Annotated in this window: 10 protein-coding genes; 5 read left to right on the top strand and 5 right to left on the bottom strand. The window is 65.6% G+C overall.

What is annotated here, in order from left to right; all coding sequences use genetic code 11:
* Window positions 1–50 precede the first annotated feature (50 nt).
* Window positions 51–764: a murein L,D-transpeptidase catalytic domain family protein gene (locus RRX38_RS23955; RefSeq protein WP_315960940.1), complete on the bottom strand. Its 714-nt coding sequence runs from the start codon at window positions 762–764 to the stop codon at window positions 51–53.
* Between the two features lie 165 nt (window positions 765–929).
* Between RRX38_RS23955 and RRX38_RS23960 the strand changes: the two genes are divergently transcribed.
* Window positions 930–2,549: a murein L,D-transpeptidase gene (locus RRX38_RS23960; RefSeq protein WP_315960941.1), complete on the top strand. Its 1,620-nt coding sequence runs from the start codon at window positions 930–932 to the stop codon at window positions 2,547–2,549.
* Window positions 2,550–2,562: 13 nt separating this feature from the next.
* Here RRX38_RS23960 and RRX38_RS23965 read toward each other — a convergent pair whose 3' ends face one another.
* Together RRX38_RS23965 and RRX38_RS23970 are read right to left on the bottom strand one after the other, a co-directional pair.
* A complete protein-coding gene (locus RRX38_RS23965) occupies window positions 2,563–2,967 on the bottom strand; it encodes a YbaN family protein (protein ID WP_315960942.1) in 405 nt (134 codons plus the stop codon).
* Between the two features lies 1 nt (window position 2,968).
* The gene (locus RRX38_RS23970) at window positions 2,969–3,556 is read right to left on the bottom strand and encodes a YecA family protein (RefSeq protein ID WP_295474495.1); all 588 of its coding nucleotides are present in this window, start codon (window positions 3,554–3,556) and stop codon (window positions 2,969–2,971) included.
* Between the two features lie 203 nt (window positions 3,557–3,759).
* Between RRX38_RS23970 and recQ the strand changes: the two genes are divergently transcribed.
* The 3 genes from recQ (at window position 3,760) to RRX38_RS23985 (ending at window position 8,838) form a co-directional block, all read left to right on the top strand.
* The gene (gene recQ, locus RRX38_RS23975) at window positions 3,760–5,889 is read left to right on the top strand and encodes a DNA helicase RecQ (protein WP_315960943.1); all 2,130 of its coding nucleotides are present in this window, start codon (window positions 3,760–3,762) and stop codon (window positions 5,887–5,889) included.
* 81 nt (window positions 5,890–5,970) lie between these two features.
* Window positions 5,971–6,408 carry a MarR family transcriptional regulator gene (locus RRX38_RS23980; protein ID WP_295474489.1) on the top strand — a complete coding sequence of 146 codons (438 nt, stop codon included), beginning with the start codon at window positions 5,971–5,973 and terminating at the stop codon, window positions 6,406–6,408.
* Between the two features lie 81 nt (window positions 6,409–6,489).
* The gene (locus RRX38_RS23985; RefSeq protein WP_315960944.1) at window positions 6,490–8,838 is read left to right on the top strand and encodes a FimV/HubP family polar landmark protein; all 2,349 of its coding nucleotides are present in this window, start codon (window positions 6,490–6,492) and stop codon (window positions 8,836–8,838) included.
* A gap of 250 nt (window positions 8,839–9,088) precedes the next feature.
* Here RRX38_RS23985 and RRX38_RS23990 read toward each other — a convergent pair whose 3' ends face one another.
* Window positions 9,089–9,499, bottom strand: a complete 411-nt coding sequence (locus tag RRX38_RS23990) for a PA2817 family protein (RefSeq protein ID WP_295474483.1) — start codon at window positions 9,497–9,499, stop codon at window positions 9,089–9,091.
* A 73-nt stretch (window positions 9,500–9,572) separates the two neighbouring features.
* On the bottom strand, window positions 9,573–12,020 hold the full coding sequence (locus RRX38_RS23995; RefSeq protein WP_315960945.1) for an acyl-CoA dehydrogenase: 2,448 nt from the start codon (window positions 12,018–12,020) through the stop codon (window positions 9,573–9,575).
* 142 nt (window positions 12,021–12,162) lie between these two features.
* On the opposite strand from RRX38_RS23995, the gene RRX38_RS24000 reads away from it, so the two are divergent.
* Window positions 12,163–12,786 (top strand): glutathione S-transferase, encoded by a 624-nt coding sequence (locus RRX38_RS24000; protein ID WP_315960946.1) that lies wholly within the window; start codon window positions 12,163–12,165, stop codon window positions 12,784–12,786.
* Window positions 12,787–12,805 lie beyond the last annotated feature (19 nt).

The following is a 12,805-nucleotide window of genomic DNA, read 5'->3' on the forward strand; positions in this document are numbered from 1 at the left end:
AGACTTTGCTGGCCTCTTCGCGAGCAGGCTCGCGCCCACAGGCGACTCGTTCAGCCATCGCTGGCGCTGAGCAATCCGGCGACCTGGCGTGGCTGGCAATTGATATACAACGACGACTGCAACCAGCGCTTGTCCGGGTAGAACGAAAACATGAACTGCCCGCCCTTGAGGCTGTCCACCACCATGCGGGCGACCTCCGGGCGTACCGCCGGGCAGCCCTGGCTGCGACCGATGCGGCCCTGGGTCTGGATCCAGGCAGGGTTCACGTAGTCGGCCGGGTGAATGACGATGGCGCGCTGGCGTGCCTGGTCGTTGAAGCCCGGCTCAAGGCCATCCATGCGCAGGGAGTAGCCATGCTTGCCGGTATAGCTTTCTTCGGTTCGGAACAGACCGATGCTCGACTGATGGCTGCCTTCGAGGTTGGAGAAGCGCGTGGCGAAGTTGTCGCCGGATTGCTGGCCGTGGGCGACCAGGTCGTTGAGCAGCAGGCGTTTGCTCTTCAGGTCGAAGATCCACAGGCGGCGTTCGCTGGAGGCCAGCGAGAAGTCGATGATCGCCAGGCGTTCGGCGGGTGCGGCGCCATTGTTGATGGCACAACGCATGGCCGCCAGGGCGTAAGCCAGCACCTGGCGCTCCAGGCCCGGGGCCTGGCTGCCCAGCTTTTGCAGCAGCGGGTCGCTGGTCGGTCGGGCGGCGAACGCGGCCTGGGCGGGCAGCGCCAGGCAAGCGAGGGCGAGGCAGATCCCCCGGATCGTCTTGAGCATGATCAGGTCTCGATGACAGCAGCCAGCCCCTGCGAGCGGCATGCAGGTGTGTCGGGCACCATTTCGCAGGCGCGGAAAATTCGCGATTCTAACAGCCCGTTCTTCGGGGCCTGCGGGCCAATCCGACGGGCTGCGCTACGTTCGTCGTAAACAGGGAGTGGTGCGTTGGAATTTTCGAACCTTTTGAAGGTCGCTGCGCTGGTCCTGGTGGCACCCTGCGCCGTGGCGCAGCAGGCTTTTCCCGTGCCCACGCCGGTGGCACAGATTCTCAGCGGCCCGGCACTCGACTGCCTGACCCCACCGCTCCCGACGGGCGAGGGCGAGCGGCAGTGGCTCGACGCCTTGTATGCGCCAGGCGGCTACCAACCGCTGTGGAACCGTAGCAGCCTTCAGGCTCTGGTCGGCCAACTCGATGCGTTGGCCGATGACGGGCTCGAACCGCAGGTCTATCACCTCGATGCCCTGCGCCATCTGGCTGCTCAACCGGAGTCTGCCGAGCGCGCCCAGGCCTGCCAGGACGTGCTGGCCTCCACGGCCTACCTGCAGGCACTGCATGACCTCAACGGTGGGCGTCTGGCGCAGGCCCGGGTCGAGCCGCTGTGGCAGCCGGACGACATGCCCCCGGCAGCGGACTTCAACGCCATGCTGGGCATGGCCCTGGCAGAGGTGGCCCGGCCGGAGCGCGCTTTCGAGCAGGCGCGACCCAGCCTGGCGCGCTATCGCGACCTGCGCCAGCGCTATGCCGCGCTGCGTCGCGAGCCGTTGCCACAATGGCTGGCGATACCCGACGGCCCGTTGCTGCGCCCCGGTGCGGTGGACGAGCGAGTAGCCCTGCTCGAACAGCGCCTGCAGGTCCAGGGGGATCTGTCCCAGGGTGTGTTGGCGCCTACACCCTTGCCGTCGACGGTGTACGGCACGGCGCTGGTCGAGGCGGTCAAGCTGTTCCAGCGCAACCACCTGCTCAAGCCCGATGGCGTGGTCGGCCCTGGCACCCTGGCCGAGCTGAACCGCACGGCCGATGAACGCATGGACCAGATCCGTATCAACCTGGAGCGCCTGCGTTGGCTGGCCCATGAGATCCAGCCGACCAGTGTGCTGATCGATATCGCTGGGGCCGAGGTGTTCTTCTTGCGTGACAATCGCGTGGCCTGGCAGGCGCGCACTCAGGTGGGCCGTCCCAGCCGCGCCACGCCGCTGTTGCGCTCGCACATCACCCACCTGACCCTGAACCCGACCTGGACCATTCCGCCGACCATCCTGCGTGAAGACAAGCTGCCCGAGTTGAGCCGCGACGCGGCCGGCTACCTGGCGGCCAATCGCATGCGCGTGATCGACTACGAGGGCAATGAGGTCGACCCGCACAGCGTCGACTGGCAACGCCCGGGTCGGGTACTGGTACGCCAGGACGCGGGTCCCGGCAGCGCCTTGGGGCGGGTGGTGGTGCGCTTCCCCAATCCGTTCTCGGTGTACCTGCACGACACCCCGAGCCAGCGCCTGTTCGACAACCTGCCGCGGCTGTTCAGCTCGGGCTGCGTGCGCATCGAGCGTGTCAGCGAGCTGGTCGACCAGCTGCTGGCCGAAGCCTCGCCGAGCGAGCGCGAGCGTGTTGCCGAGCTGTGGAACAGCGGTGAAACCAAGCGCGTGAACCTGCCCCGGCCGATTCCGATCGTGATGGCCTACTGGACGGTACAGATGGGCGGCGATGGACAATTGCAGTTCCGCCCGGACATCTATGGGCATGACGCGCGCCTGCTCAAGGCGCTGAATCAGGCCAATCGCATCTGAGTGGCCGTTGGTTTCAGTGGCGGGGCGGCAGGGTCGGTTGTCGGGCGATCCACAGGCTTACCAGTAACGCGCAGACCGGCAGCAGGATCCGTACCCAGGGCAGGCTGATGAACCAGCAGGACACGCCGATGCTGATCCACATCAGGCCAATGGCATAGACCTTGGCTTTGAGGGGTATGCCCCGACCCTCCAGATAATCGCGGATCCACGGGCCGAGGCGCGGGTGTCCCACCAGCCAGGCATAAAAGCGCGGCGAGCTGCGTGCAAAGCAGGCCGCCGCCAAAAGCAGGAATGGAGTCGTGGGCAGCACCGGCAGGAAGATGCCGATGATGCCCAAGGCCACGCTCAGCCAGCCGACGCCCAGCAACAGGTAGCGCAGCCACCCGCGAGCGCGGGGGCGCGGTGCAGGGGCGGTCAACTCAGTGGTGGCGGGGCTTGAGGATCGCCGGCTTCTCGTCAGGAGCCTGGCAAAGCAGGAACAGCGCGGTAAGGGCTTCGGGAATCTGCACGATCATGTCGTCCATCAGGTTGGCGTCCTGGGCGATGTCGGCGAATTCAGGCTGTTCGTCGAACAGGCCGGAACCTACCATGATCGGCAGGAGCATTTCGCTGACTTCTTCCTCGGCGCTTTCGAACCAGGCGTTTTCACGCAGGAACACGCCTTCCATGAAACCGATGCACCAGCCGCGCAGGTCGGAGTCGTCCGGGTCGTCGCCCAGGTCCAGGTCGCATGGCAGCTCGAACTCTTCGTCAGAGGCCAGCTGGCGGGCGATGTGCGCTTGCAGCAGGACCAGGGTGGTTTCGATTTCTTCGCGTTGCGCGTCACTGGAATAGTGTGGCGGCTCGGAGAACAGGGCGTCGATCCATTCGCGCTCGGGTACCGGCTCCGAGCAGATCGACAAGGCGGTCAGGTAGCCATGGGCGGCCACGTAGTCCAGTGCTTCTTCATGCAGATCATCTGCATCGAGGAAGACTTGCAGGCGGGTAAGTTGCTCAGCGAAGGACATGGACGGACTACCTTGGAAATAAACGATGCTGAATTCTAGGCCCTGAGCGTTCCAGACGCCAGCCGCGCGGCATGGCCGAGGCCGATTGGCGCATTGCTGTCGGGAACGACCCTTGACCGGGGAGGCTCGGGTATACTGCCGCGTTTTCCGGCTGCGTGGTTCCACTCACGCAGCCCGCTGTGGCAGTACGAACCGGGGTTTTTATGCTCGAACAGGCGCAACGCATTCTCAAGGACATCTTCGGCTACGACCATTTCCGGGGCAGTCAGGGTGCGATCATCGAGCGTGTGGCCAGCGGTGGTGATGCGCTGGTACTGATGCCGACCGGTGGCGGCAAGTCGCTGTGCTTCCAGGTCCCCGGTCTGCTGCGCGACGGCCTCTGCGTGGTGGTTTCCCCACTCATCGCGCTGATGGACGACCAGGTCGCGACCCTCGACGAACTGGGTGTTTCAGCGGCGGCGCTGAATTCCACGCTAAGTGCCGACCAGCAACGTGAACTGGCCGCACGCATGCGCCAGGGGCAGCTGAAGATGCTCTACCTGGCCCCAGAGCGGCTGGTGCAGCCGCGCATGCTGGCGTTCCTGCAAAGCCTGAAGATCGCCCTGTTCGCCATCGACGAGGCGCATTGCGTGTCGCAGTGGGGCCACGACTTCCGCCCCGAGTACCTGCAACTGGGCCAACTGGCCGAGCTGTTCCCCGACGTGCCGCGTATCGCCCTCACCGCCACCGCCGACAAGCGGACCCGCGAGGAAATCGTTACCCGCCTGCACCTGCAGAACGCCGAGCGCTTTCTGTCCAGCTTCGACCGGCCGAACATCTTCTATCGCATCGTCGCCAAGGAGCAGCCCCGCAAACAGTTGCTGGCGTTTCTATCCGAGCGGCGTGGCGATGCCGGTATCGTCTACTGCCTGTCGCGCAAGAAGGTCGAGGAAGTCGCCGCCTTCCTCAGCGACAACGGCTACCCGGCATTGCCTTATCACGCCGGCCTGCCGGCCGAGACACGTGCCGACAACCAGCGGCGCTTCCTCAATGAGGAAGGCTTGATCATGGTCGCCACCATCGCGTTCGGCATGGGCATCGACAAGCCCAACGTGCGCTTCGTCGCGCACCTCGACCTGCCCAAGTCGCTGGAGGCCTACTACCAGGAAACCGGTCGTGCCGGTCGCGATGGCCTGCCCGCCGATGCCTGGATGGCCTACGGTCTGCAGGACGTGCTGATGCTCAAGCAGATGCTGCAGAATTCCGAGGGCGATGAGCGGCACAAGCGCCTGGAGCATCACAAGCTCGATGCCATGCTGGCGCTTTGCGAGGAAACCCGCTGCCGGCGCCAGGCGCTGCTGGCCTATTTCGATGAAGAGCTGCCGCAACCCTGCGGGCATTGCGACAACTGCGTCGACGGCGTACAGACCTGGGACGCCACCGAGGCGGCGCGTCAGGCGCTGTCGACCATCTATCGCACCGGCCAGCGCTACGGCGTCGGGCATCTGGTGGATGTGCTGCTGGGCAAGTCCAACGAAAAGGTACAGAACTTCGGCCATCAGCATCTTTCGGTGTTCGGCGTCGGCAAGGGGCGCTCGGAAGGTGAGTGGCGCTCACTGTTCCGCCAACTGGTGGCGCGCGGCCTGGCCGATATCGACCTGGAAGGCTACGGCGGCCTGCGCCTGACCGACGCCTGCCGACCACTGCTGCGCGGCGAAGTAAGCCTGGAGCTGCGTCGGGACCTCAAGCCGCAGGCCAGTGCCCGCAGCAGCGGCGGCAGCCCGGCCAGCCAACTGGTGCGTGGCGAAGAACGCGAACAGTGGGAAGCGCTGCGCGTGCTGCGTCGGCGTCTGGCCGAAGAGCATGGTGTGCCGCCCTATGTCATCTTTCCCGACTCGACGCTGCTGGAGATGCTGCGCAGCCAGCCGCGCTCCATGGCGGAAATGGCCCGCGTCAGCGGGGTCGGTGCGCGCAAGCTGGAGCGCTATGGCGAGGCGTTCCTCGAAGTGCTCGCCGGCGAGGCCGAGGCGCCCAAGGCAGTGACTGACGTGCGTCATGAGCTGATCAGCCTGGCACGGGCCGGCATGACGCCCGCACAGATCGCGGCGCAGCTGCGCTGTTCGGAAAAGAACGTCTACAGCTTGCTGGCTGAGGCCATCGGCCAGCAGCAGTTGTCGGTGGACCAGGCCCTGGACCTGCCTGAAGATCTGCTCGGCGAGATCCAGGACGCTTTCCTCGATGGCGAGGGTGAACTGCCCGCCGTCAGCGACATTGCCGCCCAGTTCAGTGGCCGGGTGCCCGAGGGCGTGCTTTATTGCGTAAGGGCTGCCTTGCAGTCGGAATTCGAGATGTGAGGCGGCGTCACGCACCTTGCATCGTCGCCATCAGGTTCCTGCATCGCTGCTATCAAGAACCGTTTCAAACAAGAGCTTGTTATGTCATTGACTGATGAACACCGCTTCGGGATGCAACTGGGTCAGCTGACCCGGGGCTGGCGTGCCGAACTGGATCGCCGCCTGGCCGGCCTGGGATTGTCCCAGGCGCGCTGGCTGGTGCTGCTGCACCTGGCCCGCTTCACGACCGAGGCGCCCACCCAGCGCGAACTGGCGCAGAGCCTTGGTGTTGAAGGGCCAACCCTCGCGCGCTTGCTCGACAGCCTGGAGAGCCAGGGGCTGGTGCGCCGCCAGGCGGTACTGGAAGACCGCCGGGCCAAGAAAATCGTGCTCTGCGAAAGCGCCGAACCCTTGATCCAGCAGATCGAAGCCATTGCCAGCACCTTGCGCGCCGAGCTGCTCGCTGGGATCGACGAGGCGGAACTGCAGGTGGCCATGCGGGTGCACGCACGCATACTGGCGAACCTGGAAAGAACCTGAGGCATGGCCCCAGGTTCTCACGCATACTGTCGTTTCATTACCGGGTGTGGAAAGCCAGGAACGGTTTTCTTAAGGGGTCGCATGCTGAAAAGAGTTCGGGTCGCCGGCAGCAGGTTCAGGGCCGGTGTGCGGTTCACGGCGCTTGCCAGCGCCATCGGGATCGGCTCGCTGGGCTGGTCGGGGCTGGCCTTGGCCCTTGGCCTGGGCGATATCCGCCTGAATTCGGCGCTCAACCAGCCGCTGGACGCGCAGATCGAGCTGGTCGAAACCGCCGGGCTGGACCCGGAAGACATCATCGTCAAGCTGGCTTCGCCGGAGGCCTTCGCCAAGGCTGGTGTGGAACGCGCCTTCTTTCTGAACGACCTGCGCTTTACCCCGGTGATTCGCGGCAATACCGGCTATATCGAAGTGGTGTCGAACAAACCGGTGGTCGAGCCCTACCTGAGCTTCCTGGTGCAGGTGTCGCGCCCCAACGGCGATCTGCTCCACGAATACACCGTGCTGCTTGACCCCGCGACCTCGCCAGAAGGGCAGGCGGCGACCCGTGGTCGCACCCAGCGCCAGCAACAGGCCGCCGCCGTGGAGTCGCGCATGCCGGTCGCGCCGCCGATGGCGGTGCAGGGCAAGCACTACACCGTGGTGGCGGGCGACACCCTGGCCAGTATCGCCAGGCGCGTCCAGGGACCGGGGGAAAGAGGCTCGGCGGCGCAGGTGGCCGAGGCCATTCAGGCGCTCAACCCGCTGGCCTTTCCCAAGGGACCGGGCAGTGCGCTGCGTGCCGGTCAGAACCTGCTGCTTCCCGATGCGGCGCAGCCACCGGCCGTACAGCCACCTGAACCCGCCGCCAGCGAGGCAGCGGCGGCAGCCGAGGCCGAGGCGCAAAAGGCCGTGCAACTGGCGGCCGCCGCCATCGAGACGCAGCAACTCGACGATCTCAAGACGCTCAATCGCAGCCTGCAGGAGCAATTGTTCGAGCGCGACAAGGCCGTGACCGAGCTGCGCGCTCAACTCACCGAACTGCGCGATGCTGGCAAGCCTCCAGTGCCCGCGGCGACGACCGCACCGGCACCGGCGGCAGCGCCTGTGGCTGCTGCGGCGCCGGCGCCGGTGGCGTCCAGCGAGGAGAGTTCCTGGTTCAGCCTGCCCTTGCTGATTGCCGCCGCCGTCGTGCTGCTGGCAGTGCTGCTGGTGCTGCGCATGCGCCAGCGTCGCCAGCAGGCCGAGGTCGAACCCGCTGAACGCGAGGAACCGCTGCTCAAACCGGCGCAGCCGATCACCCTGCCAGTGTATGAAGTGCCCGCCGTGGTGTCCCCGGTGGCGGCGGCGCCAGCGGCCTCGTCGCCTGTTCCGACGCCAGCCAGCGCAACCACCTTGAGCAAGGCCCCTGCGGCGCAACGCCCGGCGGGCACTGCGCCCGACGCGCTGGACGGTGTCAGCATCTATATCGCATACGGGCGCTTCAACGAGGCACTGGCCATCCTGCGCGATGCCTCGCACAAGCAGCCGGAGCGTGAAGACATCCGCGAGCGCATTCTCGAACTGCTGGCCGACCAGGGTGATGCCCAGGGCTTCGCGGCCGAGGAGAGCGCCGCGCTGGGCCAGGGTATGAGCGCCGAGCGTATTCAGGCGATCCGGGCCCGTCATCCGCAACTGGAAAAGGCCGCACACTCCGGCGCTGCCCCCGCGGTGGCCGCTGCAGCGGGCATCGTGGCCGGTGCCGGGTTGGCTGGCGCGGCTGCAAGCGAGCCTCAGCCCAGCCCGGCAAGCGTTCCCGCCGAACCCGCGCAACTGGATGAAACCGCTGCCGCTGCGCTCAATCCCGAACATGAAGACGCCTTTCAGCTCAATCTCGACGAGCTATCGCTGGATGCGGACTGGGACCTAGTCGACCCGTTCGACAAGCCGGTGCCCGTCAGCAAGGCCGAGGTCCCGCCCGCAGCCGCCGCCGACCCGAATTTCGCCTCCAACCTGACCGAACTGCCTGAGGTCTTCGAGCTGCAGGACGAACAGTTCCTCAGCGACTTGTCACTGCCGGAAGACGAGGCAGAAGAGTCCATCGAACTGATCGAGCCGGTCGAACCTTCCGGCCTCGACACGGCATTCTCCGTTTCCGGGGTCGATCTGCTCGACGGTCTGGGTGATCTTGGCGAGGTGCCGGACATGCAGGTCGAGGCCATTGAACTGGCTGAGCCGGTGGTCGATAACGAGGCGCTGGACGAAGCGTTCCTCGACAGCTTCGCTGACGATGAAGGCATGGAGTTCGACCTGCTGGAGCTGGACGAAGAGCCGCTGACGCAGATCAACCAGGCGCAGTTGATGATCGACGAGGGCGATATCGACGGTGCCCGGCTGCTGTTGCAGGAGGTATTGGACGGTGCCGACGAGGCGCATCGGAAAATGGCCGAGGACCTGCTGTCGAGCCTGGAATGATCACTGGGCCCGGATTGCGTCCAGCCGAGCAGTAGCGGCCTTAGCCGCAATACTGGTCAGTTAGACCGGGTAGGCGCGGCTTCAGCCGCGAAGCGGCCGCCTGTTCACAACAGACGGTTTCCTGGCGCTTAACCGAAAGGTATTGGCCTTAGCCGCGATCAGGCTGCGTGACGCGTCAGTGCCTTTTCGCGGCTGAAGCCGCTTATGCACTGGCCTGCGGCCGTCAAGCGGCCTCACCGCGCCCGGCTCGTCAGTTGGCCGGACCCTGGGTGCTCAGTGCCAGCAGCTGTTTCTCCTGAACCCAGTCGAAGGGCTCGTCGTTCTGCTCGGCTTCGTAGCGGCGCTCTTCCAGCGCCTGGTACAGGTCGATTTCCTCGTCCGGCATGAAGTGCAGGCAGTCGCCGCCGAAGAACCACAGCAGGTCGCGTGGGACCAGATGGGCGATCTGCGGATAACGCTGGATCACCTGGCAGAGGATGTCCTGGCCCAGGTACTGACTTTCCAGCGGGTCTTTGGGCAACTGCTCGATCAGCTCGTCGAAGCGCTCCATGAACAGCGCATGGTTGGCCTCGTCCACCTGTTCGGCCTCGCCCAGCGCGACCAGGATGCTGCGCAGGTGGGTCAGCAGACCCAGGTGATGGTCGAGAATGGCATCGGCCATGGTGAAGTCCTCATAAGCGAAAAAGGCGCGAGAGTATAAAGCCCTGCGCGCCTGTTGTGGGTGTTGCCTTGGACTAGCGGGTCTTGCCCGGTGCCAGGCTCAGTTGCTCCTTGTCGAAGTCGTCGACGTCGATGACCTTGCGGCGTGCCTGTTCAGCCTGCTCCAGGGCCTGCAGCTCGGCGGGTTGCAGCACGCCGACGCGCAACGCGGCATCGCTGGCCGACTCGCCGGCCTCTACCTGCAACTGGCCATTCTTGTGCGCCTGTTGCAGTTTGCGTCGCACAGGATGGCTGGCCTGCAGCTGATCATAGGCATGCTGCAGGGCGCCTACCGGGTCTTCGGCATCCTGAGGGCGGAAGCAGCCGGCAAGCAGCTGCTCCAGCGCCGCATCGCCCTTGGCGCGACCGAGCAGTTGGGCGATCTCGGCATCCAGCGCATCCGAAGGTCCCTTGTGCCGGCGCCCCAGGGGGAACACCACGACGCGCAACAGCGCGCCCATGAGTTTGTTGGGGAAGTTGCGCAGCAGCTCGTCCAGCGCACGTTCGGCCTGGCCCAGGCTTTCTTCCATGGCCCAGCGCAGCAGCGGGCGCAAGTAACCCGGCGAGCCCAGGTCGTGGTAGCGCTTGAGCGCTGCGGAACCCAGGTACAGGTAGCTGAGCACATCACCCAGACGTGCAGACAAGCGCTCGCGGCGCTTCAGCTCGCCGCCCAGCATCATCATGCTCAGGTCGGCCAGCAGGGCGAACGCTGCTGCCTGGCGGTCCAGGGCGCGGAAATAGCCCTGGCTGAGGCTGTCGCCCGGATGCTTGTCCAGGCGGCCCAGGCCAAGGTTGAGGACCAGGGTGCTGGCGGCATTGCCGACGGCAAAACCGATGTGGCGCATCAGCAGGTCGTCGAACTCGTACAGCGCGCGGTCGTGGTCCTCGCGGGCGGCCAGGGCCATTTCCTTGAGTACGAATGGATGGCAACGGATCGCGCCCTGGCCGAAGATCATCAGGTTGCGCGAGAGGATGTTGGCGCCCTCGACGGTGATGAAGATCGGTGCGGTCTGCCAGCTGCGCGCCAGGTAGTTGTTGGGGCCCATGACGATGCCCTTGCCGCCATGGACGTCCATGGCGTGGGCGATGCACTCGCGGCCGCGCTCGGTCAGGTGGTACTTGAGGATCGCCGAGAGCACCGAAGGCTTTTCGCCGAGGTCCACGGCATTGGCAGTGAGGATCCGTGCGCTGTCCATCAGCCAGGCATTGCCGCCGATGCGCGCCAGGGCTTCCTGGATACCTTCGAAGGCCGACAGCGGCACGTTGAACTGTTCGCGCACCTGGGCGTACTGGCCGGTGACCAGGCTGGTGAACTTGGCAGCACCGGTGCCCACCGCCGGCAGCGAGATGGAGCGGCCTACCGACAGGCAGTTCATCAGCATCATCCAGCCCTTGCCGAGCATGGCCTGGCCGCCGATCAGGAAGTCCAGTGGCACGAAGACGTCTTTGCCGGAGTTCGGGCCATTCATGAAGGCGGCGCCCAGTGGCAGGTGACGACGGCCGATGTTCACGCCGGGTGTGTCGGTGGGGATCAGCGCCAGGCTGATGCCCAGGTCGGTGTCTTCGCCCAGCAGATGGTCCGGGTCGTAGGCTTTGAAGGCCAGGCCAAGCAGGGTGGCCACCGGCCCCAGGGTGATGTAGCGCTTTTCCCAGTTCAGACGCAGGCCGATGACTTCTTCACCTTGCCACTGGCCTTTGCAGATGATCCCGGTGTCGGGCATGGCGCCGGCGTCGGAGCCGGCCAGCGGGCCGGTGAGGGCGAAGCAGGGAATGTCTTCGCCGCTGGCCAGGCGTGGCAGGTAGTGGTTGCGCTGCTCGTCGGTGCCGTAGTGAAGCAGCAGCTCGGCAGGTCCCAGGGAGTTGGGCACCATCACGGTGGACGCCAGGTCGCCACTGCGTGTCGCCAGCTTCATTGCCACCTGCGAGTGGGCATAGGCCGAAAAGCCCTTGCCGCCGTATTCCTTGGGAATGATCAGGGCAAAGAAACCGTGGGTCTTGATGTGCTCCCAGGCTTGCACGGGCAGATCCATCTGCTGGCCGATCTGCCAGTCGCTGACCATGGCGCAGAGTTCTTCGGTGGGCCCGTCGATAAACGCCTGTTCCTCTTCGCTCAGCTGTGCGGGCGGGTAGGCCAGCAGGGTGTTCCAGTCGGGGCGGCCACTGAACAGCTCGCCGTCCCACCACACGGTGCCGGCGTCGATGGCATCGCGCTCGGTGGCCGACATCGGCGGCAGCACCTTCTTCAGCCAGCTGAACATCGGTGCGCTGAAATGCTTGCGGCGCAGGTCAGGCAGGGCCAGGGGCAGCAGCACGGCCAGCCACAGCAGCCAGAAGATCGTCAGCAGCCAGCCGGGCGCCGTGCTCCACAGTCCCATGGCCAGCAGATACAGGGCGACGATGCCCAGCGTGCCCATGGGGGTGAAGCGCCGGTGCGCCAGCCAGGCGATGCCGACTATCAGTCCTGCAATCCACAACAACAGCATATGCAATCCTCCATGGGCGACGGGCGGCCGGTGCGCCGGCCAGGTATCAGGGTTAGTGACCCTGAGCGCATGAGTAAGTTGCGACTGTTACAGGTTAGACTGTCGCCCGACCAACGGTGGTCATCACAGGGAGGAAAGGGAAATGCTCAAGATCTGGGGCCGCAAGAATTCCAGCAACGTACGCAAGGCCTTGTGGATGGCCGAAGAAGTGGGCGTGTCGTATGTGACCGAAGACGCTGGCGGCGCCTTCGGTGTGGTGGACGAGCCGGAGTATCGGGCCAAGAATCCCAACGGCCGGGTGCCGATGATCGAAGACGGCGAGCTGGTGCTCTGGGAATCCAATGCCATCGTGCGCTACCTGGCGGCCCGCTACGCGCCCGACACACCGCTGTATCCCGCCGACCCTGTGCTGCGCGCCCAAGGGGACAAATGGATGGATTGGACCACCTCGACCTTGGCCGGTCCGTTTCGCCCGGTGTTCTGGGGCTTGCTGCGCACACCACCGGAAAAGCGTGACCCCGAGGCCATCGGCCAGGGCATCGAGGTGCTCAATGGGCTGCTGGCCCTTCCTGATGCGGCGCTGGCCGAGCAGCCTTACCTGTCGGGCGCGGAGTTCGGCATGGGTGACGTCCCGCTGGGCTGCTTCGCCTATGCCTGGTTCGAGATGCCCATCGAGCGCGCGCCACTGCCGCATCTGCAGGCCTGGTACGAGCGCCTCAAGGCCCGCCCGGCGTTCCGCAAGGCCGTGATGACCGAACTGACCTGAAGCGCTCGCCACCCACGTC

This window comes from Pseudomonas sp. DTU_2021_1001937_2_SI_NGA_ILE_001 (genome assembly GCF_032463525.1).
Taxonomy (GTDB): Bacteria; Pseudomonadota; Gammaproteobacteria; order Pseudomonadales; family Pseudomonadaceae; genus Aquipseudomonas.

Excerpts from the sequence above, each read along its gene's own strand:
- RRX38_RS23955 (WP_315960940.1), bottom strand. The coding sequence starts at position 764 with ATGCTCAAGACGATCCGGGGGATCTGCCTCGCCCTCGCTTGCCTGGCG.
- RRX38_RS23970 (WP_295474495.1), bottom strand. The coding sequence starts at position 3,556 with ATGTCCTTCGCTGAGCAACTTACCCGCCTGCAAGTCTTCCTCGATGCA.
- recQ (WP_315960943.1), top strand. The coding sequence starts at position 3,760 with ATGCTCGAACAGGCGCAACGCATTCTCAAGGACATCTTCGGCTACGAC.
- RRX38_RS23980 (WP_295474489.1), top strand. The coding sequence starts at position 5,971 with ATGTCATTGACTGATGAACACCGCTTCGGGATGCAACTGGGTCAGCTG.
- RRX38_RS23985 (WP_315960944.1), top strand. The coding sequence starts at position 6,490 with ATGCTGAAAAGAGTTCGGGTCGCCGGCAGCAGGTTCAGGGCCGGTGTG.
- RRX38_RS23990 (WP_295474483.1), bottom strand. The coding sequence starts at position 9,499 with ATGGCCGATGCCATTCTCGACCATCACCTGGGTCTGCTGACCCACCTG.
- RRX38_RS23995 (WP_315960945.1), bottom strand. The coding sequence starts at position 12,020 with ATGCTGTTGTTGTGGATTGCAGGACTGATAGTCGGCATCGCCTGGCTG.
- RRX38_RS24000 (WP_315960946.1), top strand. The coding sequence starts at position 12,163 with ATGCTCAAGATCTGGGGCCGCAAGAATTCCAGCAACGTACGCAAGGCC.